Origin of the sequence: Streptomyces endophyticus, from assembly GCF_035798155.1 — a bacterium.
GTDB lineage: Bacteria > Actinomycetota > Actinomycetes > Streptomycetales > Streptomycetaceae > Streptomyces > Streptomyces endophyticus.
In genome coordinates this window covers 22,363-43,890 of sequence record NZ_JAOZYC010000207.1, presented here as the reverse complement: position 1 = coordinate 43,890, position 21,528 = coordinate 22,363, and the positions used below count along the sequence as shown (strand labels likewise).

Below are 21,528 nucleotides of genomic sequence, written 5' to 3'. Positions count from 1 at the left end.
CGGATCTGTGAGCGGGGAGCTGTGGCGGCACCGTCAGTTACCGTCAGTTGGACATGTCCCGCCGCCGCAGACCGACCAGGCCCACGCCCACGAACACCGCCGCGAGCACCACCTCCACGACCACGGGCCCCCACGCCATCTCCCCGCCCGGCAGCTTCGGCAGATGCCCGAACGGCGAGATGTCCATGACCGCCTGCGGCAGCTTGAGCGCCGGGCCGATCCAGCCGATCAGCAGCGCCGCTCCCGCCGCTGCCCACGCGGCGGCGGCCGCCCGCGGCCACACCCCGTACAGCAGCACCGCCACCCCGCCGAGCGTCCAGATCGCGGCGAGCTGGACCAGGCAGGCGCCGATTACCGCGCCGAACTCCTGCCCGTAGCCGACCGCGAGTCCGACCCCGCCGAGCAGCATGATCAGCGCCGCGCCCGCGAAGGCGATCACCAGGTGGCCGCCGGCCCAGGCGATCCGGCCCACCGCGTTCGCGAGGACCGGTTCGGCGCGCTGCGAGGTCTCCTCGCCGTTCAGCCGGAGCACCGCCTGCACGATGTAGAGCGCGGCGACCATCCCGAGCATGCCGACCATCGTGGCGAGGAAGGCGTCGGTGATGCCGGACTGGCCGCCCATCCGCTCGATGATCTGCTTGGTGTTCTCGCTGTCGCCGACCAGGTCGGCCGCTCCCTCGGTCATGCCGCCGAAGACGACGCCGGCGGCGAGGAACCCGATCGACCAGCCGGTCACGCTGCCCCGTTGCAGCCGCCAGGCCAGCGAACCCGCCGTGCCCAGACGGCCCTCCGCGGGCCCGGGCCGGGTCGGCAGGAAGCTCATGCCGATGTCGCGCCGCCCGGCCAGCTCGTAGCCCACCGCGCCCTGGATCAGGACGGCCGCGAGGAACAGCCCGAGCACCCACCACCGCTCGTCGGCGAAGGCGCGGACGTTCTCGACCCAGCCGACCGGCGAGATCCAGGTCAGCGGCGACGAGCCGTCGTTCGTACCGGAGTCGCCGGCCGCGCGCAGCACGAAGGCCGCACCGAGCACCGCCGAGGTGGCACCGCGCGCCAGCCGCGCGCTCTCCGTGAACTGGGCGACGATCGCCGTCATCGTCGCGAACACCATCCCGCAGCCGCCGATCGCGAGCCCGAGGGCGAGCGCTCCCGCGCCGCCCTGTCCGGCGAGGCCGCCCGCGATGATCAACGCGAGCACTCCGTTGGCCACGAGGGCCGCGAGCAGCGCGGCGGTCAGCGGCGCGCGCCGCCCCACCATCGCGGAGGACACCAGCTCCTGCCGCCCGCTCTCCTCCTCGTCACGGGTGTGCCGTACGACGATGAGCAGGCTCATGATCGCGGCGAAGATCGCGGCGAACGTGCCCCCGCGCCACGCCGTGAGCGCGCCGAGCGAGTCCCCGAAGACCGGCCCGTACATGGCGCGCATCGAGCTGTTGGTGTTCATGGACGCCGCGATGTCGGCCCGCTCGGCGACCGTGGGCCACACCGACTTCAGCGTGTTCGGCATCGACACGACCATCATCGCGGTGATGGCGATCCATACGGGCATCATCACGCGGTCGCGCCGCAGCGCGAGCCTGAGCAGTGTCCCGGTGCCCGCGAGGTGCCGCGCGCCGCCGGACCTGGAGGCGTAGCGGTTGTCGCTCACGAGGGTGGTCATCGCGACACCGCTTCCTTCTCGCCGGTCCGCACGTCGGCCACGTCCTCCTGGTAGTGCCGCATGAACAGCTCTTCCAGGGTGGGCGGGGTGCTGGTCAGCGAGCGCACGCCGGACTCGGCGAGCGAGCGGAGGACGGCGTCGAGCTTGTCGGTGTCGACCTGGAGCTTGACGCGGTGCGCCTGGACGTCGAGGTCGTGCACGCCGGGGAGCCCGCTCAACCCGTTGGGCGCGCCCGCCAGTTCGGCGGTCACGCTCGTCCGCGTCAGATGCCGGAGCTCGGCGAGCGAGCCGCTCTCCACGGTCACTCCCTTGCGGATGATGCTGACCCGGTCGCACAGCTCCTCGACCTCGCTGAGGATGTGCGAGGACAGCAGCACCGTCCGCCCGTGCTCGCGCACGGCCTCCTCGACGTAGGACTGGAAGACGTCCTCCATCAGCGGGTCGAGGCCGGAGGTGGGCTCGTCGAGGATGAGCACGTCGATGTCGACCGCGGCGAACGCGGCGACCAGGGCGACCTTCTGCCGGTTGCCCTTGGAGTACGTGCGGCCCTTCTTGGTCGGGTCGAGTTCGAAGCGCTCGATCAGCTCGGCCCTGCGCTTCTTGTCGAGCCCGCCGCGCAGGCGCCCGTAGAGGTCGATGACCTCGCCGCCGCTGAGGTTGCGCCACAGCGTCACATCACCGGGTACGTACGCGACCTTGCGGTGCAGCTCCACGGCGTCGGCCCAGGGGTCGCGGCCGAGCAGCTGCACGGCGCCGGAGTCGGCGCGCAGCAGGCCGAGCAGGACGCGGATGGTGGTGGATTTCCCCGCTCCGTTCGGGCCGAGGAATCCGTGCACTTCTCCGGCCTCGACATCCAGGTCGAGACCGTCAAGCGCGTGGGTCCTGCCGAACGACTTGTGCAGTCCGGAGACCGTGATTGCCTTCGTCATGATTCTGAAGCTACGCGCACTTCACAAACTTGTGAAGTTAAGGAAGCGTATAAACTGACGTCGCAGACCGGGCAAGGGGAGAGGATCGGGACATGAGCGCGCAGGGCAGGGACGAGACGCAGGCACAGGTGGCCGGGGAGGCCCGCTCCCGGTTCGTCGAGCGCTTCGCCGCCCAGCTCGTCGACGCCGGCATGACCCGGATGCCCGCCCGGGTGTTCGCCGCCCTGCTCGCCTCCGACTCCGGCGCCCTCACCTCCGCCGAACTCGGCAAGCAGCTCCAGGTCAGCCCGGCCGCGATCTCCGGAGCGGTGCGCTATCTGACCCAGCAGCACATGGTCACCCGCGAGCGGGAGCCGGGAACGCGGCGCGACTTGTTCCGGGTGCACAGCAACCAGTGGTACGAGGCGCTGGGCAGCCGCGACAGCGTCATGAAGCGCTGGGAGGACGCGCTGCGCGAGGGTGTCGACAGCCTGGGCGCCGACACCCCCGCGGGCCGCCGGATCGGCGAGACCCTCGCCTTCTTCGAGTTCGTCCAGGGCGAGCTGGCGGGCCTGATGGAACGCTGGCGCGAACACCGCAAGACGCTCGGGCTGGGCTGAAGCGCAGTGGTGGCTCGGGCCACGGGGCTCCGCCCCGGACCCCGCGCCTCAATCGCCGGCGGGGCTTGATTGGTCAAGGAAGCACCAGCGCCCACGCCCCCGCCCGCACGGACCACGTCCGCCTCCGCACCGGCCCTCCGATCCGCACCTGATCCGCCCGGTACCGGAAGTCCGCCCCGGTCACGGTGACTGTATGCGCCCGGACGGAGATCGCCGCCCCCGTGGCCCTGCGCACTTCCACCCGCGCGATCCCGTCGCCCCCGCAGGGCGTCACCGAGACTCCCCGCACCGGCTGGTCGAGGTCGACGAGTGTCGTCCCGTCCGCCTCGATCCGCAGCCGCGCGGCCTGCGTCTCGTCCGACTCGGCGCCGCGCGGCGAGCGCGCCGCGAGGTTCCGCACGAGCGAGCCGCACGTCCGCCACCAGGGCCGGCCGTCCTGCGGCTCCGCGGCCGAGGGATCCGCGATCGGCGGGATGCGCAGCCCCCCGAGCACCACCCCGTCGCTGTCGTCCACCAGCAGATCGAGGCGCCGAGGGGATCCGTCGAGCGCCGAACGCGCCGCTTCCACCGTCCCCGCGGGCACGCCCAACGAGTGCGCGAGCGACACCGCCGACCCCACCGGCACCATCGAGAACACCGCGTCCGCCAGCTCCCGGTCCCGGTGCAGCAGCGACACCGCGCGCAGCAGCGCCCGGTCGTCGCCGACCACGACGGGCCGTCTTGCACCGCGTTTGGCCAGCGCTTTCGCGAATTCCGCGGGCCCGTCCGGCAGGCACACCTTCGCCGTCGAACCCGCACACAGCACGTCCTTGGCGATGCGCACGGACTCCCCGTCGGCGCGCATCGCAAGCGGATCGACGATCACCAGAAGCTGCCGCGACAGCCTCCCGCTCGCACCGTCCGCACGGTCAGATGGATGGTCCAAAGCCGCCACCTCGGCCTTGCCTCGCTTCCTCGGGTAGCATCTTTGTGCAAGAGCCCCTTGCGCTATTGCGCCAGGGGCTTGGTCTATTCCGGGGCACCCCAAGGCTCACGAAGGCAGGCCGCAAAGTCGCGGCCACGGCCCCTGACCTTGGACATGCCCCGCCCGGAAGGGGTGTACGCCTGTGCCCGCACTTGTGCTGCTCGGTGCTCAGTGGGGTGACGAAGGCAAGGGAAAGGCCACCGACCTGCTCGGTGGATCCGTGGACTATGTAGTGCGCTACCAGGGCGGTAACAATGCCGGCCACACGGTTGTCGTAGGCGACCAGAAGTACGCGCTGCATCTCCTCCCTTCCGGAATCCTCTCGCCGGAGTGCACACCGGTCATTGGAAACGGTGTCGTCGTCGACCCGTCGGTCCTGCTCTCCGAGCTGAGCGGTCTGAACGAGCGCGGCGTCGACACGTCGAAGCTCCTGCTCAGCGGCAACGCTCACATCATCACGCCGTACAACGTGACGGTGGACAAGGTCACCGAGCGCTTCCTCGGCAAGCGCAAGATCGGTACGACCGGCCGCGGTATCGGCCCGACCTACGCGGACAAGATCAACCGCGTCGGCATCCGCGTTCAGGACCTCTACGACGAGTCGATCCTCACCCAGAAGGTCGAGGCGGCTCTTGAGGTCAAGAACCAGCTCCTGACGAAGCTCTACAACCGCCGCGCCATCGAGGCGCAGCAGGTCGTCGAGGAGCTGCTCGGCTACGCCGACAAGATCAAGGGCTACGTCGCCGACACCACCCTGGTGATCAACGACGCGCTCGACGAGGACAAGGTCGTCCTGTTCGAGGGCGGCCAGGGCACGCTCCTCGACATCGACCACGGCACGTATCCCTTCGTGACGTCGTCGAACCCGACCGCGGGCGGCGCCTGCACGGGTGCGGGTGTCGGCCCGACGAAGATCAGCCGCGTCATCGGCATCCTCAAGGCCTACACGACGCGTGTCGGCGCGGGCCCGTTCCCGACGGAGCTCTTCGACCAGGACGGCGAGGACCTGCGCCGCATCGGTGGCGAGCGCGGTGTCACCACCGGCCGCGACCGTCGCTGCGGCTGGTTCGACGCGGTGATCGCCCGCTACGCGACGCGCGTCAACGGCCTCACCGACTTCTTCCTGACGAAGCTCGACGTGCTCACCGGCTGGGAGCAGATCCCCGTCTGCGTCGCGTACGAGATCGACGGCAAGCGCGTCGAGGAGCTCCCGTACTCGCAGACCGACTTCCACCACGCGAAGCCGGTCTACGAGTACCTGCCGGGCTGGTCGGAGGACATCACGAAGGCCAAGACCTTCGCGGACCTCCCCAAGAACGCGCAGGACTACGTCAAGGCGCTGGAGGAAATGTCCGGCGCCCCGATCTCGGCGATCGGCGTCGGCCCCGGCCGCGACGAGACGATCCAGGTCAACTCGTTCCTGTAGGCCGTTCCCGGCTTGTGCGCCCCGGCCCGCTTCGGCGGGCCGGGGCGTTCGGCTTGTCGGGACCGGTTCAGTTCTTGGAGCGGCGGTAGGCCGTCGAGGCGAAACGTCTTGGACGGGCCCGCTTCGCGGTAGTCCGCGGGCTCGATCGCGGCGAGCCTGCTCTCCCACTCGCAGTGGCCGCTGTCGCCATCGACCGTGGCCGTCGCCACGACCTCGCCGTGCGCGCCCGCGACTCAGTGCAGAGCGCAGTCTGCGACACCGGTCAGGCAGAGGTGGGTGACGGCACGAACGCGTTCGTCGATGCGGTCCTGAAGGCCGTCCCCCGGCGGAGCCTGCCCGAGGGCGAACGGCAGTGCGGCCGCGAACAGCTGGTACGTGAGCGCCTCGGCCTGTGCCCGCCGCTCGGGCCCCAAACAGTGGACCTGGGAGCGCAGCCAGTTCCAGGCTCTGGCGTGCAACGTGCTCTCCCAGCAGACCAGGGCTGAGCTCAGCAGTTCCGGGGCGGTACGTGCGGTCGCCCGGGTCACTGGATGCTCGCGCACCCGTCGCGTGGCGAGCACCAGCGTCTCCGCGAGGCAGCACACCGGGTCGGGTGGGCCGAGGTGTCCGACGCGGGCGGCCACGCCGTTCAGCACACGGTCCAGCTCGACCTCCGCGGACAAGCGGGTCAGGGTGTCGGCGTGAGGCCAGTTCCTGCGCAGGAACTGGCGGTCGGTGAGGGCGAGTTCCGCGACCCGCACGCGAGGCACACGGCGAGGACCGCTCTCACCCATGACCTCGATGACGGCACGGTAGACAGCGGTGGCACTGGGCGGTCCCGCTCGGCGTCGATCCTGGTTCGGCAGCATGGCGAGCAGCCTCGCGCGCTTTGCGGCGGGCGCGGGCCGGTCGCGTTCCGGGCCGCCCGAAGGTGTGAGCCCAGAAAAGTGTCGCAGGGGCACGTGTCAGTGCGACATTTTTCTGGGTGGGGGTGTGGTTGGGCGGGCGATCCGTGTCACCGCACCCACGCCACGAACCGCCCCCAAGACCCACCGGGCACGACCAGGTGGGGCAGGCCGGGGGCCTTGGAATCACGAACGTGCACGGCATGCGGGCAACCGGCGACTTCGAGGCACTGTCCGCCGCCGCCGTCGCTGTACGTGGACTTGCGCCAGGCATGGGCGACTTCGAGGCACTCGCCGCCGCTGTCGTTGCTGTAGCTCGACTTGAACCAGTGGAGTGCGCTGCCGCTCATCCCTGCCTCTCTCCTGCCAACCGCTCGATGAGGCGCAGCGAGTCGTCCGGGCTGAGCGCCTGCGAGCGGATCTTCGCATAGCGATGGGCGAGTTGGGACGCCTTGGCGGGATTGCTGACGAGGATGCTTTCGTCCTCGATCTCCATGTAGACGACGTGCCGGTGTTCCCGGGTCTCCACCAGCGTCATGTCGCCGCGAACTCCCGCGTGGTCGCCGCGCAATCCTCGCTCCAACGGCATTACTTGGACGCTCACATTGTGCCTCCGGGAGTCCTTGACGAGTGAGTGGAGCTGCCCCCTCATCGATTCCCAATCGCCGAATGGCCGACGCAGTACGGCCTCGTCGACGATCAGCTCGATCAGCGCGGTGGGGTCGCGGTCGAAGAGCGCCCGGCGAGCGAGGCGGGCTTCGACCAGTTCCTTCACTTTGCTCTCGGGCAGCCTGGGGTGGCCGCCACCGATGAGAGCGTGTGCGTACCCCCGTGTCTGGAACAAGCCGTGCACCACATAGGTCTGGTACGACGACAACGTCACTGCTTGCGCTTCCAGGCGCGCGAAGTCCCGGAACTGACGCGGGTACTTGTCCAGCAGTACGTACTCCCGCGCCTTCTGGAACACGCCGAGTCCCGACCCGATGGATTCCTCCAGTTTCACGAGCATGTCGTCGCTCGCGGGCTGGGCGCAGGTCTCGACGGCGCTGATGGCTGCCGCCGTGTAGCCGATCCGCTGTCCCAGCTGCTCCTGAGACAAGTTGTGTTGCATACGCAACGCCTTCGTCAGTGAGGCGACGAGATAGGCCACGCCACCCGCCTCGTCCTTGTTCTCGGCCCGTGCCATCGCGGCCACCCCCGGAGCAGATGCGAAATCAACCGAACTCAACCGGACACGGTTCGCATTCAACCGCCCTCAACCAGTTACGCAGAGTCATGGACGAAAGTGTCCAGGGCCCGCTTACCTCAAACCGTGAACACGCAAAGTGAGCAGAACTGTGGGTGGATCCCACACACCGGGTTCCAACTCCGTATGGCCGGCATCCAGTTCGACGCCGTCCGCGTGGACGGCGACCGGGGCCGCCGCGTCGCCGACCGGCTCGCGGAGCTGACCGGTGGCGACCCCGGCCCGGTCGTCGAGCAGGCGAACGGGGCCCGGCCCATGTACTTCCTGGTGCCGGTCGGCAGCACGTCGTACAAGTCGTGGCCTGCGGGTGTCACAACGCTCGCGGCTGGTCCGGGCCGCATCGCGTACGTGCCGATTCCGGCGACCAAAGGGGTTACCTGGCCACTGAGTTGGCGTCACGAGCCGGATGGCGACGGGCATTTCGTGCACGCCCGGCTGCTCTGCGCCGCCCTTCACTCCCAGGGGTGAACATCGTCAACTCCCACCTGGGAAAAGCCGCTTTCGGCTTGCAAAGCGCCTTTTGCGTACCGCTAGATTCACCGCAATAAGAACGCCCCCGCGGTGCGCCAACACCCGGGGGCTCGACATCAGGAGTACAGCCCTCCCCATGCGTATTCATCGTACGACGCCGACGCGCGCCTTCACCGTCTTCGCGAACTCTCTGCTCCGCGACCGCAGCATCTCCTGGTGCGCGGCAGGCGTACTGATGTACCTCGTCAGCCTCCCCGACGGCGCCCGCGCCACCGTCCGCTCGCTCGCCGAGCAGCGCAAGGAAGGGCGGATGAGGATCGCCGCTGCCCTGCGTGAGCTGGAGGAATCGCGGTATCTGCGGAGGGTGGTCCGGAAGGACCGCGAGACGGGGCAACTCTCCACCATGTACGAGGTGTTCGACACCCCGTACGAGAACGAGACCCCGTCGGGTGAGCCGGAAAAAGTCCGAAACCGGGCCTCCGGTGTGTCGCCCGCCCGGCCGTCGGGCTCTCTCCCTTCGGGAGAAAGAACCGGGGTACAAGTACCTCCCTCCCGCCCGGCGGAGCCGGAAGTGGCGGCGGTGGCGGTCGGGCCCGCCGCGCGGCTCCTCGCCGAGTTGGGGCGGGTCGAGCCTCGGCTCGTACTCGGCGCGGCGGAGGCGGTACGGCTCGCGCCGCTCGTCGAGGAGTGGTGGGAAGCGGGGGCGAGCAATGGGCAGATCCGGGCCGCGTTGACGCAGGGGCTGCCTCGGCGGATGTACTCGGCCGCCGCGATCGTCGAGGACCGGTTGATCAGGAAGCGGCCCGTGGCGGCGAGTGCGGGTCCTGAGGCGCCCGTTGAGGTGCGGCGGCCCGGTGAGGCCGGGTTCCGGGAGGCCGCCACGCGCGGCGCCGCGCGGGTGCGCGCCGCGATGCGCGGGCGACCCGCACTCGCGTAGGCCCGACTCCGCACCAGAACTCCCGGCCGCGCGTCCGCGCGACCGGTTACCGAGAGAGAGGAGTGTCGTGACCATCGCACTCGTGCGCCCCGAGACGGTATACCGGCGGTATACTGTGCTCATGGCTGACACCACGATCAAGGTCGACCCCGCCGTCCGTGACCGCCTGATGGAGCTGGCCAAGGAGCGTGGGGTGACCATGCGCGACCTCGTGGCCGAGCTGGCCGGGGCCACGCCGACCAAGGAAGAGCTGCGCAAGCGGTACGAGGAGACCCGGGCGTACGTCGAGGAGCACTTCCTCGGCGGGCCGTACACGGAAGAGGACGAGCGGGCCGGCGAGCGGCTCTGGGCAGACATCGAGGCCGGGCGCGTCGGGGAGATTCAGTGAGCGAGGACAAGTACCCGCTTCCGCGTGCCGTGATCTTCGACGATACGGCGGCGTTGGCCCTGGGGGCAGGCAACCGAATGGCCTCGCGGCTGGTCGTGGAGGCCGAGAAGGATCCGACGCTACGGGTCTACATCGCGGCCGTCAGCCTCGCCTCCGCCGAACGGGAGCGCGCTGGGCTCGCCGAGCACGTCGGGGCGCTGTCGTCCGTGAGCGTCGAAGGGCTCGACTTCGCGGCGGCCGTCGCCGTGGGCAAGTGGCTGCGCGACAAGAGCGAAGGGGAGACCGAGGCCGACTGGAGCGGTGCCCACGTGCTGCACCTGGCGCGGCCCACTTTCGAGTGGCCACGTGGGCGCCCCGTCCTCACTCGGACGCCGGACCGCTACCGAGGTACAGCGATCCGCACGATCCGCGTCGTCGAGTAACCCGGGGTCGAGGGCGAGGCGCGTGCCTCGCCCTCAGCCCGTCCTGTCGTACGTCACCGGCGCCTCGCCCCCCGACATGACCCGCTTCAGCTCGCCGCCGGGCGTGAGGGTGATCGTGCTCGGTTCGCCCGGGTTGCAGGCGCCGCTCGGCTGGGCGGTCGTGGGGTCGGTGGGGCCGATCCGGACGGTGGAGGACGTCGCCGACTCCAACTGGCCCTGGAACACGCAGTGGTAGGGGGCGCCGTCCTTCTGGTAGCCGTCCGCCGTCAGGGAGAAGACCGTGTCGCCGGACGAGCCCTGCTGGAGCGTGATGCTGCGCGGGTGGTGGCCGTTGGCGTTGTCGATGGCGCCCTCCCACGTGCCGAGGAACGTGGTCGGTATGTCACCCGCGGCGGACCGCGGGGACTCCTCCTGGGTCGAGGGCGCCTCCTGGCTCGGGGGGCTCGGGGAACTCGGGGGGCTCGGGTCGGACGCGGCGGGGGAGGTCGCGGACGTGGCGGAGACCTTGTCGTCGGCCCGGCCGGACGGCTTGTCCTTGCCGTTCATCAAGGCGTACACCGAACCGCCCGCCCCGAGCGCCACGACCAGCGCGACCACGATGAGCGCCGGGGTGGAGCGGTTGCGACGTGGGGGCTCGGGAGGCGGTGGGCCGTAGGGCGGGGTCCGGACCCAACCGCCGGGCGGATAACCGTAGGTGGGCTGCTGGGGCAGCGGCTGAGGCTGAGAGGGGTGCGGATAGCCGTACTGCGGCGCGGGCGCGGGCGCTGGTGCGGGCGGCGGGGTCGCCGGCGTTTCGTGGGAGATCACGGTCGGCAGGTGGTTCAGCGAGGCCGCGGCGGGCGTGCCGGGCGGTGGTGGCGCGGGCGAGGGAGGCCGGGCCGTGCGCTCCGGGTTCTCCGTGTCGAGTAACTTCGCCGCGTGGCGCGCGAGTTGGGCGACGAGAGCGCCCGGAAGCCATGGGTCGCGGGTGCGGCCGGTGTCGCCCAGGGTGTCGTCCACGCCGGTCCGTTCGAGTATCTCGTCGAGCGTGGGGCGGTCGCCGGGCTGCTTGTGCAGACAGTCGCGGACCAGCTCCTGGAGGCCCTCGGGCAGCTCCGTCAGCTCGGGCGGCTCCTCCGCGATGCGGTACATCAGGGCGTGCACCCCGCTGTTGGTCGTCCGGAACGGCAGTTGCCCCGACGCCGCGTAGGCGAGCACCGACCCCAGACAGAACACGTCGCACGCCGGGGTGATCCGGTCGCCGCGGACCTGCTCGGGCGCCATGAACCCGGGGGAGCCGACCAGGGCCCCGGTGCGGGTGAGCCCGCCGTCGGTCACCGTCTCCAGGGCGCGCGCTATGCCGAAGTCGATGACGCGCGGACCGTCGATGGTGATCAGCACGTTCGACGGTTTGAGGTCGCGGTGGATGATGCCCGCCGCGTGGATGTCCTTGAGCGCGTGCGCGAGCCCGCCCGCGAGGATGCGGACCGAGCGCTCGGGCAGCGCGCCGTAGTCGTGCGAGACGACCTGCTGAAGGCTGGGGCCCGCGACGTACCCGGTGGCCACCCAGGGAATGTCCGCGTCCGTGTCCGCGTCGAGCACCGGAGCCGTCCACGCGCCGCCGACCCGCCGTGCGGCCGCCACTTCCTGCCGGAACCGGTTCCTGAACTCCTCCTGCTCCGCGAGCTCTTCCCGCACCACCTTCACGGCGACCGTGCGACCGCGCTCCGAGCGCGCGAGGTACACCTCGCCCATGCCGCCCGCGCCGAGCCGGCCGAGCAGTCGGTACGCGCCGATGTTCTGCATACCCTCCATGTCGCGCCACCCTCCCCCGGTATGTGTGCAACGAAATGAGAATAGTGCGGACATACGACAGAGAGGCGTCTCGCGGGCTCAACGGTTCCGTTCGTCGACGTACGTTGACGAATGGTGACGCGGATACGTTGACGCCGATCGTTAACTGTCACCAAGCGCGGCGTTAACCCGACCGTTCGTAACGTCGTGGCCATGGACAACCTCCCACCTGTGGCGGAGCTCGGCGCCCATCTCGGCCTCGATCTGCTCGCCGTGACCCTGCTGACCTTCGGCATCTTCTACCCGCGGCATCGCAGGCGTGAGCTGGTGCCCGCGTATCTCGCGCTGAACGTCGCCCTGTTCGCGGTCGTCGCCGCGCTCGGCGAGGTCGGCAAGGGCGGCGGGCTAGCCCTGGGCTTCGGCCTGTTCGGGGTGTTGTCGATCGTGCGGCTGCGCTCGGACGCGCTGCGGCACCAGGAAGTGGCGTACTACTTCGTGACGCTGGTCCTCGGGCTGCTGTGCGGGCTGCGCGCACTCGGCCTCGGGGTGACCGCCGCGCTCGCCGCGCTGCTGCTCGTGGTCGTCTACGTGGCCGACCATCCGCGTCTGTACGCCCGTGACCGCCGGGCCGTCGTCACGCTCGACGCCGTGTACGTCGACGAGGACGCGCTGCGGGCCGAACTGGCGAGGCGCGTGGGGCGGCCCCATGGTTGGACCGTGCAGGAGATCGACTACGTACGCGACCTGATGGTTGTGGAAGTTCGATTCCGGCAGCCGGAGGCACGGGAACGATCGGAGGCGCCCATACGTACCTCCCGTACCCACAAGGGCGCTCATGACCGTCATGAGCCTCGCAGTACGACGAAGACCGCAGCCGCCTATCACCAGGAGACCGTGTGATCCCCGCCGTACGCGCCATCGGGCGCGCCGCACTCGCCGCCAAGCCGTTGTCGCTCGATGAACTGAACAACAGGGCAGAGCTGTTGGCCCGCTACGACAACAGTTACCTGGTACCGGTGGAGGTCTTCGAGGACTTCGCGGCGCTGCTGACCGACCCGCGGCGCCCGGAGGGCCCCTTCCGCTCGCTCTCGGTGAACGGCCGGCGCTGGTTCTCATACAGATCGACCTACTACGACACCACCGACCTGCGCACGTACCACGACCACCGGCAGGGGCGGCGGCTCCGCTACAAGATCCGTGAGCGGCTCTACCAGGACACGGGGGAGCGGCAGTTCGAGATCAAGCTCAAGAACGGGCGGGGCGAGACGGTCAAGCACCGTCGCAGGCTGGAGGGCGAGGAGCGGCCGCTCGACGCCGCGCAGCAGGGCTTTCTCGCCGGTGTGCTCGGTGGGGCGTACGGGATCGAGGCGCCGGAGGGGCTCGAACCCTCGCTGGTCACGGACTACCAGCGCGCCACGTTCGTCGCCGACGGGCAGCGGATCACGTGTGACGCCGGGCTCGTGGTGCGGGACCTCTCCGACGGGCGGACGGTCCGGGCGGACGGTGGGCTTGTGCTGGTGGAGACGAAGACGCGGGGGTCGCTGACCGAGGCGGACCGGGTGCTGCACCGGTTCGGGGTGCGGGCGGCCGAGTTCACGAAGTACTGCGGGGGGTTCGCCGCGCTGCGCCCGGAGTTGGGCGTGAACCGCTGGTCCCGAGCGGTCCGGGAAGCGTTTCCCCGGCCGTCGACCGTGTGACGCGGCACCGGCGCCCGGTCCCGGGGCAGAGCCCCGAGGCCGCAACCGCGGTACGGGTCAATGCCACCGCAGCGTGACGGTCGCGCCCGGCCCCCCGTTTCCGAAGGAGACGTCGCCCCCGGTCTCCTCCGCCGTGCGACGCACGATCGAGAGGCCGAGACCCGTGGACCCACCCCCGCTGGAGCCCCGCGTCTCGGCCTCCGGCGGGATCCCGGGACCGTCGTCCGCGACCACCAGCTCCACGGCGGAGCCCTCCGCCCGGACGGAGACCCGGAAGCCGACGCCCTGCGGAGTGTGGTCCAGCACGTTGCCGATCAACGCGTCGAGCGCCGCGACCAGCTCGTCCTCCGGCACGGGCACCGGCACCGGCGCATCGGGCACCGACACGTCCAGGTCCCGCGCCTGATCCGTGGCGAGCGGCTCCCAGAACGCCGCCCGGTCCCGGGTGACCGCCGCAAGGTCCGCGCCCGCCGTATCGCGGAGCGGCTTGCGCGCCTTGCGGATGACCTCGTCCACGCCCAGTTCGAGCTCCGCGACCCCCGCCGCGATCCGCTCCGCCTCCTCCGCGTCCCGCAGCCCCTCCGCGTCCAGGCGGAGCGCCGCGACGGGGGTGCGCAGCCGGTGCGCGAGGTCGGCCGCGTTCTCCCGCTCGGCGGTGAGCAGCTCGTCGATGCGGCCGGCGAGGTGGTTCAGCTCGCCGGCCACGGAGCGCAGTTCCGGCGGCCCCTGGGGTTCGGCGCGGGCGGTGAGATCGCCGCCGGCGAGCCGGTCCGCCGTCCCGGCCAGCGCGCGTGCCGCCCCGACGAGCCGCGCCCCGAGCCGGTCCGCGAGCAGCAGCCCGATGAGTACGAGGCCGAGCCCGATGCCGACCAGCGTGAGCCACGACGAGAGCACCCCGTCGTACAGCTGCCGGTTGGTCAGGCTCACCTGGACGACGGCCGTGCCGCCCTCCGCGCCCTGCACCGGCACCAGGACCTGACGCCCCCCGCCCGGCGGCTCGTACGTGAACGCGCGCCCCGCCCGCGCGAGGCGTACGGCGTCGGTGACGGCGGTCGGGGCGCCGATGACGTGGCCGTCGGCGAAGACGAGGGAAGTATCGGGCTGGGAGGGCGAGTTGACGCTCTCCACCGCCTGTTCCGCGCCCGCCCGCTCGTCCGGGCTGTGCAGCGAGGGGCCCATCGCGGCGGCCACCCACTGGGCGCGCGCCGTCGCCTCGGCGGTCGTCCGGTCCGCGGCGTGGCTGCGGGTCAGCAGGGTCAGCGGGACGAGCAGCGCGGTGAGGACGAGGGCGGTGGTGGCGGCGGTGAGCAGCAGCAGGGTGCGGCGCACTACGACGCCGCCCGGTCGTCGGGAGCCATCAGCTTCACACCCACCGTGCGTACGGTGTGCAGATAGCGCGGCGACTGGGCCGACTCGCCCAATTTCCTTCTGAGCCACGACAGATGGACGTCGACCGTCTTGTCGGCGCCGCCCAGCGGCTGTTGCCACACCTCGGCGAGCAGCTCGCGGCGCGAGACGACCTGTCCCGGCCGGTGGGCGAGATGGGCGAGCAGGTCGAACTCGCGGGGCGTGAGGTCGAGCGGCTGCCCGTCGAGGGTGACCTCGCGGGACGCGGGCGTGATCACGAGCCCGCCGACCGTGAGCGGTTCGTCGGCGTCGTCGGGCAGCCCGAGGCGGCGCAGCACCGCCTTGATCCGGGCGTCCAACTGGGCCGCGCCGAACGGTTTCACGATGTAGTCGTCGGCCCCGTCCCCGAGCACCGCGACCATCTCGCCCTCCTCGTCGCGGGCCGTCGCCACGATCACCGGTACGTCGCTCACCGCGCGCAGCATCCGGAGTATTCGGGCGCCGTCGACATCGGGCAGGCCGAGGTCGAGCACGACCAGATCGGGCCGGTCGGTGACGGCGGCGTCGAGGCCGGCCATGCCGGTGGCCGCGGTGGCGACGGCGTGGCCGCGGTCGCGCAGGGCGCGGACCAGGGCGTTCCGCAGGGCGGGATCATCTTCGACGACGAGGAGATGGGGCATTTGATCACCGTATGTGGGTGTGGTGGAGGGCCCCCGGCCGGGTCCTGCCGACGTCATTCCTCGTCAGTCATTCCTCGTCAGTCGTCAGTCGTCGTCATCGTCGCGGTCGGGGACCAGGACGGCCCGGGGCGTGCCCGAGCCCGCCGAACACCGGATCTCGTAGTGCCGGTCGGGGCCGTCATCGTCGTCGGAGGGCTCCGCCTCCAGCCGGGCCACGCGGCCCGGACCGCGTACGACGTCGTCGCCATCGATCTCGTAGCCGTCCGACGGGCTCCACGACACCAGGTAGACGCTGCCGTCCGCCCCGCACTCGACCGTCGCGGAGCCGCCCGTGAAGCGGAGCGTGCGGCGCTGGTCGGCGGGGGACGGGGTGGCGGACGTGGTGTCGGCGCGGGGCGTCGAGGCCTGCGCGGAGGCCAGGGCACGGTGCACCGCGGCGTCGTCGAGCGGATGGCCGTGCGTGCCGGTCCCGGCGTTCGCGTCTGTGCCCGCCAGCTGCCAGGCGCCGAGGGCGCCCGCGGCCGTCCCCACGGCGACCCAGGCCGCGGTCACTGCAACGTTGCGCCAGCGGTGCGCGATCGGCTGTCTCATGCCGACCAGCCTGCACGACGGTTTCCTAACGCCACGCTAAAAGCAGCTCAGGACGGGTCCGGGAACGGACGCGACGGTCGGGGCGACAGGTTGTCGGGTTCATCGGCGTCCCACAGACAGGACGCCGATGGTGTGCCGGTGCGGCGCCCCTTTACCCTCGGCCCCATGACCCCTCAGCCGAATCCCCAGGTCGGCGCCGCCGTGAAGGCCGCGGACCGCAAGCACGTCTTCCACTCCTGGTCGGCACAGGAGCTGATCGACCCGCTGGCCGTCGCCGGTGCCGAAGGCTCCTACTTCTGGGACTACGAAGGAAACCGCTACCTCGACTTCACCTCCGGCCTCGTCTACACGAACATCGGGTACCAGCACCCGAAGGTCGTCGCGGCGATCCAGGAGCAGGCCGGGAAGATGACGACCTTCGCCCCGGCCTTCGCCATCGAGTCGCGTTCCGAGGCCGCACGCCTCATCGCCGAGCGCACTCCCGGCGACCTCGACAAGATCTTCTTCACCAACGCGGGCGCCGACGCCGTCGAGCACGCCCTGCGGCTGGCCCGCCTGCACACGGGCCGCCCGAAGGTGCTCTCCGCGTACCGCTCGTACCACGGCGGCACCCAGCAGGCCATCAACGCGACGGGTGACCCGCGCCGCTGGGCCAGCGACACCGGCACCGCGGGCGTCGTCCGCTTCTGGGCGCCCTTCCTGTACCGCTCCCGCTTCTACGCGGAGACGGAGGAGCAGGAGTGCGAGCGCGCGCTCGAGCACCTGGAGTCCACGATCCAGTTCGAGGGTCCGCAGACCATCGCGGCGATCATCCTGGAGACGGTGCCGGGCACGGCGGGCATCATGCTCCCGCCGAAGGGCTACCTCGCGGGCGTCCGCGAACTCTGCGACCGCTACGGCATCGTCTTCATCCTCGACGAGGTCATGGCGGGCTTCGGTCGTACGGGCAAGTGGTTCGCGGCCGACCTCTACGACGTGACGCCGGACCTCTTGACCTTCGCGAAGGGCGTGAACTCGGGTTACGTCCCGCTGGGCGGCGTGGCGATCTCCTCCGCGATCGCCGAGACGTTCGCGAAGCGGCCGTACCCGGGTGGCCTGACGTACTCGGGGCACCCGCTGGCCTGCGCGGCGGCCGTCGCCACCATCAACGTGATGGAGGAGGAGGGCATCATCGAGCACGCGGCGAAGCTGGGCTCCGAGGTCGTCGAGCCGGCCCTGCGCGATCTGGCCGAGCGGCACCCGTCGGTGGGCGAGGTGCGTGGCGTCGGCATGTTCTGGGCCCTGGAGCTCGTACGTGACCGCTCCACGCGGGAGCCCCTCGTCCCGTACAACGCCGCGGGCGAGGCGAACGCCCCGATGGCCGCGTTCGGCGCCGCCGCCAAGGCCAACGGCCTCTGGCCCTTCATCAACATGAACCGCACCCACGTCGTCCCGGCCCTCAACATCACGGAATCGGAGGCCAAGGAGGGCCTCTCGGCGTTGGACGCTGCGCTGGCTGTGGCGGACGAACACGTGGCGTGACAATTGGGTGACCGGGCGCCGGGGTGTGGCCGGGTGTCGGGTGCTTGGCTCGGTGTCTGGTCCGGGTGTCGGGTGCTTGGCTCGGTGTCTGGTCCGGGTGTCGGGTGCTTGGCCCGGTGTCGGTCCGGGTGCCGGGTGCTTGGCCCGGTGCTGGGCCCGGGTGTCCGGTGCTTGGCCCGGTGTCTGGTCCGGGTGCCGGGTGCTTGGCCCGGTGCCGGTCCGGGTGCCGGGTGCTTGGCTCAGTGTCTGGTCCGGGTGTCCGGTGCTTGGCTCAGTGCCAGGTTCGGGTGCCCGGTGCACGGCCTGGTTTCCTCGCCCATCTCCCACCCTCCCGCCCCCTCCGGGGGCTCCGGCCCGCCGGGGCGCCACCCCGTCTCGGGCACCCCGGTGCGGCCCCCGACTCCGGGCAATCCGCCGCCCCGCACAAACGGCACCAAGCACGGCTCGCCGCGCCAGTGACGGTCGACCGTCACTGGCTTGGGCGGCGCCAGGTGCTGCGCACTCATCACGACGGACGCCGCCGCCGACACAGACCAGACCCCTCGGCGCGGCGCGCCAGGCACCACCCCGCTCGGGGTGGGAGCCCCCGGAGGGGGCGGGTGGGTGGGAGATGAGCGGGCCGGCGCAGCCGGAGAAGGGCCGGTGCCGTGCACCGTCACGGCAGGCGCCAACCCCGGCAAAGCCCCGGCACCCTGGTGCCGTGCACCGTCACCGGGGGCGTCGGCCCCGGCGAAGCCCTGGAACCCCGGTGCCGTGCATCGGTCACCGTGGGCGTCGGCCCCGGCAGGGCCGGAACTCCGGTGCCGCGCACCGTCACGCCAGGCTCCAACCCCGGCAAAGCCCCGGCACCCCGGTGCCGCGCACCCATCACCATGGGCGCCAACCCCACCCCCGCCCCGGCACCCGCAGGCGTAACCTGACCAGCCACACCAGATCGCACGACCACGCCAGCCGAACCGGGGGACCCGATCCGTGCCCGTATCTGACGGCCCCGCCGTCACCCGCTCCACCCTGCGCCAGCAGATCGCGGACGCGCTGCGCGACGAGATCCTGGCGGGACGCCTCAGCCCCGGCCAGGAATTCACCGTCAAGGAGATCGCCGAGGGATACGGGGTGTCGGCCACCCCCGTCCGCGAGGCCCTCGTCGACCTGAGCGCCCAGGGGCTCCTCGACTCCGCGCAGCACCGCGGCTTCCGCGTCCACGAGTACTCGTTCGCGGACTACCGGGCGATGATCGAGGCCCGCAGCCTCGTCGCGGACGGAATCTTCCGCGGCCTCGCCGACGACCCGTCCCGCGCCCCGCGGACCGCCGTGGACCTCGCCGGGGTCCGCCGCCGCGGCGAGGAGGCGTCCCGCGCGGCGGGAGCCGGTGACCTGAACGTGCTCATCGGCTACGACCTGCGTTTCTGGCGCGAGCTCTCCGCCCTCTTCGGAAACCCGTACCTCTCCGACTTCTTCCACCGGCTGCGCGTCCAGTCCTGGATGTGCGCGGTCCCGCACCTGCGTGCCGCGGGCGACCTCAGGGGCCGGCTGTGGGCGGGCCACTGCGAGCTGGTCGACGCGCTCGTGAACCGCGACCCCGATGCCGCGCACGCGCTCATTGCCTCGTACAACAACGACTCGCTCTCCTTGATCGAGGCTCTGACGGGCAGGTGAGCGGGTGGAACGGGGGCAACGGGTAGGCGCAAGACAGGTCAACCCTGCCCCGCATCGCACTACCCTGGCTACGACGCCGATACCGTCCAACGCACCGGAGCACTCCGGAGCACTGAGGAGCCCCCTTGGCCTGTGACCTGTGGCTCGTCCCCCTGGTCGACGTGCTGTGCCACAGCCCCGACAATCCGTTCGCCGACGAACTCGCGCTCTACGACAAAGCGTTGAACGAGGCAGGGCTGCCACCGGTGCCGGTGCACGCGTACATGCCGGGCCTGTCCGGGGACGTGGCCCCGATCGCGGGCTTCGACTACGACGCGCTGCACTTCCTGCGCCGGGCGTACCTCCTGCAGATCTGTGGCCTCGCCGTGACGCCGGTCGACGAACTGGGCGGTGACTACGAGCAGTTGCTGGAAATGTTCGAGTCGACGGCCCAGAGTTCCCACCTGGTCTGGCATTACGACCACGCGGGCGCGTACGTTCCCGTGGACTTCCCCGAACCGCTCTCCAACGACGAACTCCTGGCGGGAGGCGGCCCGTTGGGCTCGTCGCACGCGCTGCTCCGGGAGCTGGAATTCGTGGCCCCGGCGATCGGCATCGACCCGGCCAATCCGCCGCAGCCGCCCGCTCCGCCGGTCGCGCCGACGTCCCTGGAGGAGCCGGCGGCGGCGGTGCCACTGGATGACAGTCCGTTCGCCCGGGAGCGGCACGTGTGGCTGGGGCTGCACCAGGCGGCTACCCGGAGTCTGGCGCAGAGCTCCATGCTGATCTTCAGTTGACCGGAATCGTTGCGGTGGGCCGTGCCTACGCCGCGGGGCTCCGCCCCGGACCCCGCTGCTCAATCGCCGCAGGGGCTCAATAGGGGCTTTATCGGGGCTCCGGCGGACGCTGCCGCGGCATGTTCGGCCGGGTCCCCGGCGGCAGCGGAAAGCGGCTGCTCGGCTGGTCCGCCGGGCGGGCGGCCGGCACGGATGCTTGCATGGTGAGGGGCGCGGGGCCGGACTTGAACTCGACCATCCAGTCCGCCGTCTCGGCCCGCACCAGCTCCGTCACGTCGTCCGAGAACCGCCGCAGCACCCCGAGGCACCGCTCGGCCGCCTCGCTGGCGGTGCCCTCGGTCGGGCCGAGCACCTCTCGTACGTTCTCCGAGGCCCAGTCGAACTGCAGCACCTGCAACCGCCGCTGCACGGCCTGCGCCGTGGCCACATCCCGTATCCAGCCGGACGTCAGACCGAAGTACCGGTCGCACGCGACGCACGCCACCGCGAGCAGCAGCGACAGGTATCCCCAGGGGGCCGCGCCGCCGAGCACCCCCGTCAGGTCGAGGAGCGGCAGCACTCCGCCGCAGACCGCGGCAAGCACCGTGCCCGCCCGCAGCGCCCGCGCGCTCCTCCGCTTCCAGACGCGGTCCGAGAGGTACCAGTCCGCCGTGTTCAGGGCGCCCTGCTCGACCCAGCGGTACAGCTCGTCGAGCCGCTCGGCGGGTTCGCTCCAGTCGCCGAGCGGGAGCGCGCGGCCGGCGAGATCGCCCTGCCGGGGAACCCTCTTGCCGCGGCTGCCCCGGTCGCCGTCCTCGCCCGACCCCTCATGGGGTGCACCTTCGGGCTGCATCTCCGGCTGACTCACCCGGAACTCCCTCGACAGATCACGGCTGGGGCCAGACCCCGCACTCGTTGTCGAGGCCTGGTGTGCAGCATCTTCCTACCGCTCAACGGGTGGCCGAACCCCAGTTTTCACCGGATCTCCGCCCGGACGTGGCCCCGCATCAGGTAGAGAAAGCAACCCATCTCACTCGAAAGAGTGCAGACCGGAAATGAGGCCGTGCATGCCCCGGGAGGCTTCAGGTCACCGGGGCAGGCGGCCCCTCGACCACGTAGGCTCGGATTCAGGGGCATCGGCGGACAAGCGCCGCGGATACCCGCCCCGTCCCGACGACGTATACGGACCGGAAGCGGACCGGAACAGGAGCTGATCGTGATCCCCGGTGGTGGCCAGCCCGATATGCAGCAGCTGCTCCAGCAGGCCCAGAAGATGCAGCAGGACCTCGCGCGGGCTCAGGAGGAGCTGGCGCGGACCGAGGTCGAGGGCCAGGCCGGCGGCGGTCTCGTCAAGGCGACGGTGACCGGAGGCGGTGAACTGCGGGGCCTCGTGATCGACCCGAAGGCGGTCGACCCGGAGGACACCGAGACCCTCGCCGACCTGGTGATCGCGGCGGTGGCCGCGGCCAACGAGAACGCGCAGACGCTCCAGCAGCAGAAGCTCGGCCCGCTCGCCCAGGGACTCGGCGGCGGCAGCGGCATTCCGGGTCTCCCCTTCTGACCCCGCCGCCAACTACCGTAC

23 protein-coding genes are annotated in these 21,528 nt (G+C 71.1%); 12 read left to right on the top strand and 11 right to left on the bottom strand.

Features of this window, described 5'->3' with window-relative positions:
* Positions 1–43: 43 nt before the first annotated feature.
* Positions 44–1,660 (bottom strand): ABC transporter permease, encoded by a 1,617-nt coding sequence (locus tag OKJ99_RS41810; protein WP_326023884.1) that lies wholly within the window; start codon positions 1,658–1,660, stop codon positions 44–46.
* The gene (locus tag OKJ99_RS41805) at positions 1,657–2,589 is read right to left on the bottom strand and encodes an ABC transporter ATP-binding protein (RefSeq protein WP_326023883.1); all 933 of its coding nucleotides are present in this window, start codon (positions 2,587–2,589) and stop codon (positions 1,657–1,659) included. The genes OKJ99_RS41810 and OKJ99_RS41805 overlap by 4 nt, the downstream gene beginning before the upstream one ends.
* A gap of 92 nt (positions 2,590–2,681) precedes the next feature.
* Here OKJ99_RS41805 and OKJ99_RS41800 point away from each other — a divergent pair, with 92 nt between their 5' ends.
* Positions 2,682–3,188 carry a GbsR/MarR family transcriptional regulator gene (locus tag OKJ99_RS41800; protein ID WP_326023881.1) on the top strand — a complete coding sequence of 169 codons (507 nt, stop codon included), beginning with the start codon at positions 2,682–2,684 and terminating at the stop codon, positions 3,186–3,188.
* Positions 3,189–3,261: 73 nt separating this feature from the next.
* On the opposite strand, the gene OKJ99_RS41795 is transcribed toward OKJ99_RS41800, so the two are convergent.
* Complete coding sequence (locus tag OKJ99_RS41795) at positions 3,262–4,122, bottom strand: diacylglycerol kinase family protein (protein ID WP_407700875.1); 861 nt, start codon at positions 4,120–4,122, stop codon at positions 3,262–3,264.
* 172 nt (positions 4,123–4,294) lie between these two features.
* Between OKJ99_RS41795 and OKJ99_RS41790 the strand changes: the two genes are divergently transcribed.
* A complete protein-coding gene (locus OKJ99_RS41790; RefSeq protein WP_326023879.1) occupies positions 4,295–5,578 on the top strand; it encodes an adenylosuccinate synthase in 1,284 nt (427 codons plus the stop codon).
* 233 nt (positions 5,579–5,811) lie between these two features.
* Here OKJ99_RS41790 and OKJ99_RS41785 read toward each other — a convergent pair whose 3' ends face one another.
* From OKJ99_RS41785 to OKJ99_RS41775, 3 genes are all read right to left on the bottom strand, one after another.
* The gene (locus tag OKJ99_RS41785; RefSeq protein WP_326023878.1) at positions 5,812–6,327 is read right to left on the bottom strand and encodes a hypothetical protein; all 516 of its coding nucleotides are present in this window, start codon (positions 6,325–6,327) and stop codon (positions 5,812–5,814) included.
* Between the two features lie 245 nt (positions 6,328–6,572).
* Complete coding sequence (locus OKJ99_RS41780; RefSeq protein ID WP_326023877.1) at positions 6,573–6,812, bottom strand: DUF397 domain-containing protein; 240 nt, start codon at positions 6,810–6,812, stop codon at positions 6,573–6,575.
* Positions 6,809–7,648: a helix-turn-helix domain-containing protein gene (locus tag OKJ99_RS41775; protein ID WP_326023876.1), complete on the bottom strand. Its 840-nt coding sequence runs from the start codon at positions 7,646–7,648 to the stop codon at positions 6,809–6,811. Before OKJ99_RS41775 ends, OKJ99_RS41780 begins: the two co-directional genes overlap by 4 nt.
* 186 nt (positions 7,649–7,834) lie before the next feature.
* On the opposite strand from OKJ99_RS41775, the gene OKJ99_RS41770 reads away from it, so the two are divergent.
* The 4 genes from OKJ99_RS41770 to OKJ99_RS41755 all read left to right on the top strand — a co-directional run bounded on the left by OKJ99_RS41770 (position 7,835) and on the right by OKJ99_RS41755 (position 9,926).
* Complete coding sequence (locus OKJ99_RS41770; protein ID WP_326023875.1) at positions 7,835–8,176, top strand: hypothetical protein; 342 nt, start codon at positions 7,835–7,837, stop codon at positions 8,174–8,176.
* Between the two features lie 139 nt (positions 8,177–8,315).
* Complete coding sequence (locus OKJ99_RS41765; RefSeq protein WP_326023874.1) at positions 8,316–9,116, top strand: hypothetical protein; 801 nt, start codon at positions 8,316–8,318, stop codon at positions 9,114–9,116.
* A gap of 121 nt (positions 9,117–9,237) precedes the next feature.
* Positions 9,238–9,504: a hypothetical protein gene (locus OKJ99_RS41760; protein ID WP_326023872.1), complete on the top strand. Its 267-nt coding sequence runs from the start codon at positions 9,238–9,240 to the stop codon at positions 9,502–9,504.
* Positions 9,501–9,926 carry a PIN domain-containing protein gene (locus OKJ99_RS41755; RefSeq protein ID WP_326023870.1) on the top strand — a complete coding sequence of 142 codons (426 nt, stop codon included), beginning with the start codon at positions 9,501–9,503 and terminating at the stop codon, positions 9,924–9,926. Before OKJ99_RS41760 ends, OKJ99_RS41755 begins: the two co-directional genes overlap by 4 nt.
* Positions 9,927–9,959: 33 nt before the next feature.
* On the opposite strand, the gene OKJ99_RS41750 is transcribed toward OKJ99_RS41755, so the two are convergent.
* Entirely contained in the window at positions 9,960–11,711 is a 1,752-nt protein-coding gene (locus OKJ99_RS41750) for a serine/threonine-protein kinase (RefSeq protein ID WP_326024023.1), read from the bottom strand.
* Positions 11,712–11,912: 201 nt separating this feature from the next.
* Here OKJ99_RS41750 and OKJ99_RS41745 point away from each other — a divergent pair, with 201 nt between their 5' ends.
* Positions 11,913–12,599 carry a DUF4956 domain-containing protein gene (locus OKJ99_RS41745; protein ID WP_326023868.1) on the top strand — a complete coding sequence of 229 codons (687 nt, stop codon included), beginning with the start codon at positions 11,913–11,915 and terminating at the stop codon, positions 12,597–12,599.
* Entirely contained in the window at positions 12,596–13,396 is an 801-nt protein-coding gene (locus tag OKJ99_RS41740; protein ID WP_326023866.1) for a polyphosphate polymerase domain-containing protein, read from the top strand. The genes OKJ99_RS41745 and OKJ99_RS41740 overlap by 4 nt, the downstream gene beginning before the upstream one ends.
* Before the next feature lie 57 nt (positions 13,397–13,453).
* Here OKJ99_RS41740 and OKJ99_RS41735 read toward each other — a convergent pair whose 3' ends face one another.
* The 3 genes from OKJ99_RS41735 to OKJ99_RS41725 all read right to left on the bottom strand — a co-directional run bounded on the left by OKJ99_RS41735 (position 13,454) and on the right by OKJ99_RS41725 (position 16,014).
* Positions 13,454–14,725 (bottom strand): sensor histidine kinase, encoded by a 1,272-nt coding sequence (locus OKJ99_RS41735; protein ID WP_326023864.1) that lies wholly within the window; start codon positions 14,723–14,725, stop codon positions 13,454–13,456.
* A complete protein-coding gene (locus OKJ99_RS41730) occupies positions 14,725–15,423 on the bottom strand; it encodes a response regulator transcription factor (RefSeq protein WP_326023862.1) in 699 nt (232 codons plus the stop codon). The genes OKJ99_RS41735 and OKJ99_RS41730 overlap by 1 nt, the downstream gene beginning before the upstream one ends.
* A gap of 84 nt (positions 15,424–15,507) precedes the next feature.
* The gene (locus OKJ99_RS41725) at positions 15,508–16,014 is read right to left on the bottom strand and encodes a hypothetical protein (RefSeq protein ID WP_326023860.1); all 507 of its coding nucleotides are present in this window, start codon (positions 16,012–16,014) and stop codon (positions 15,508–15,510) included.
* 165 nt (positions 16,015–16,179) lie between these two features.
* Here OKJ99_RS41725 and OKJ99_RS41720 point away from each other — a divergent pair, with 165 nt between their 5' ends.
* The 3 genes from OKJ99_RS41720 (at position 16,180) to OKJ99_RS41710 (ending at position 19,967) form a co-directional block, all read left to right on the top strand.
* On the top strand, positions 16,180–17,535 hold the full coding sequence (locus OKJ99_RS41720; RefSeq protein WP_326023858.1) for an aspartate aminotransferase family protein: 1,356 nt from the start codon (positions 16,180–16,182) through the stop codon (positions 17,533–17,535).
* Between the two features lie 972 nt (positions 17,536–18,507).
* Positions 18,508–19,191 (top strand): GntR family transcriptional regulator, encoded by a 684-nt coding sequence (locus tag OKJ99_RS41715; protein ID WP_326023856.1) that lies wholly within the window; start codon positions 18,508–18,510, stop codon positions 19,189–19,191.
* Between the two features lie 125 nt (positions 19,192–19,316).
* The gene (locus tag OKJ99_RS41710) at positions 19,317–19,967 is read left to right on the top strand and encodes a hypothetical protein (RefSeq protein WP_326023854.1); all 651 of its coding nucleotides are present in this window, start codon (positions 19,317–19,319) and stop codon (positions 19,965–19,967) included.
* Positions 19,968–20,055: 88 nt separating this feature from the next.
* On the opposite strand, the gene OKJ99_RS41705 is transcribed toward OKJ99_RS41710, so the two are convergent.
* Positions 20,056–20,814, bottom strand: a complete 759-nt coding sequence (locus tag OKJ99_RS41705; RefSeq protein ID WP_326023852.1) for an SLATT domain-containing protein — start codon at positions 20,812–20,814, stop codon at positions 20,056–20,058.
* A gap of 348 nt (positions 20,815–21,162) precedes the next feature.
* Between OKJ99_RS41705 and OKJ99_RS41700 the strand changes: the two genes are divergently transcribed.
* The gene (locus OKJ99_RS41700) at positions 21,163–21,507 is read left to right on the top strand and encodes a YbaB/EbfC family nucleoid-associated protein (protein ID WP_326023851.1); all 345 of its coding nucleotides are present in this window, start codon (positions 21,163–21,165) and stop codon (positions 21,505–21,507) included.
* Positions 21,508–21,528 lie beyond the last annotated feature (21 nt).

Bases quoted from the DNA above. Each gene is read 5' to 3' on its own strand.
- OKJ99_RS41810 (WP_326023884.1), bottom strand. From the start codon at position 1,660: ATGACCACCCTCGTGAGCGACAACCGCTACGCCTCCAGGTCCGGCGGC.
- OKJ99_RS41805 (WP_326023883.1), bottom strand. From the start codon at position 2,589: ATGACGAAGGCAATCACGGTCTCCGGACTGCACAAGTCGTTCGGCAGG.
- OKJ99_RS41800 (WP_326023881.1), top strand. From the start codon at position 2,682: ATGAGCGCGCAGGGCAGGGACGAGACGCAGGCACAGGTGGCCGGGGAG.
- OKJ99_RS41780 (WP_326023877.1), bottom strand. From the start codon at position 6,812: ATGAGCGGCAGCGCACTCCACTGGTTCAAGTCGAGCTACAGCAACGAC.
- OKJ99_RS41775 (WP_326023876.1), bottom strand. From the start codon at position 7,648: ATGGCACGGGCCGAGAACAAGGACGAGGCGGGTGGCGTGGCCTATCTC.
- OKJ99_RS41770 (WP_326023875.1), top strand. From the start codon at position 7,835: ATGGCCGGCATCCAGTTCGACGCCGTCCGCGTGGACGGCGACCGGGGC.
- OKJ99_RS41765 (WP_326023874.1), top strand. From the start codon at position 8,316: ATGCGTATTCATCGTACGACGCCGACGCGCGCCTTCACCGTCTTCGCG.
- OKJ99_RS41760 (WP_326023872.1), top strand. From the start codon at position 9,238: ATGGCTGACACCACGATCAAGGTCGACCCCGCCGTCCGTGACCGCCTG.
- OKJ99_RS41750 (WP_326024023.1), bottom strand. From the start codon at position 11,711: ATGCAGAACATCGGCGCGTACCGACTGCTCGGCCGGCTCGGCGCGGGC.
- OKJ99_RS41745 (WP_326023868.1), top strand. From the start codon at position 11,913: ATGGACAACCTCCCACCTGTGGCGGAGCTCGGCGCCCATCTCGGCCTC.
- OKJ99_RS41730 (WP_326023862.1), bottom strand. From the start codon at position 15,423: ATGCCCCATCTCCTCGTCGTCGAAGATGATCCCGCCCTGCGGAACGCC.
- OKJ99_RS41725 (WP_326023860.1), bottom strand. From the start codon at position 16,014: ATGAGACAGCCGATCGCGCACCGCTGGCGCAACGTTGCAGTGACCGCG.
- OKJ99_RS41720 (WP_326023858.1), top strand. From the start codon at position 16,180: ATGACCCCTCAGCCGAATCCCCAGGTCGGCGCCGCCGTGAAGGCCGCG.